The sequence below is a fragment of the Metabacillus rhizolycopersici genome (genome assembly GCF_020075705.1).
This window is the reverse complement of sequence record NZ_JAIQUM010000336.1, coordinates 1-244: the sequence shown is the minus strand read 5'-3', so window position 1 is coordinate 244 and position 244 is coordinate 1. Positions and strand designations below refer to the sequence as shown.

Here is a 244-nt window from a genome sequence, read left to right as displayed (position 1 = left end):
TATTATAATACCAAGCGTATAAAGCAAAAGTTGGCAGGCATGAGTCCTGTTCAATATCGGATTCATACCAGCCAATTAGCTGCTTAATATAAAACTCTAACTTTTAGGGGTCACCTCAAAACGAGGGATTTTTGTATGTATTTCACCTATTCAAATGTAGAGATTGAAGAAAATCGAACGTTCTATGAAATGATGTATGATGCTTCACATCATTTAGTGAAGATCGATCATGTAATGGATTGGG

Annotated in this window: 1 protein-coding gene; it reads left to right on the top strand. The window is 35.2% G+C overall.

Translation table 11 applies throughout. The features are described from left to right. Positions 1 to 87, top strand: an 87-nt coding sequence (locus K9V48_RS28850) for an IS3 family transposase (protein ID WP_224140655.1), incomplete at its 5' end; no start/stop codon positions are given. Positions 88 to 244: the final 157 nt, after the last annotated feature.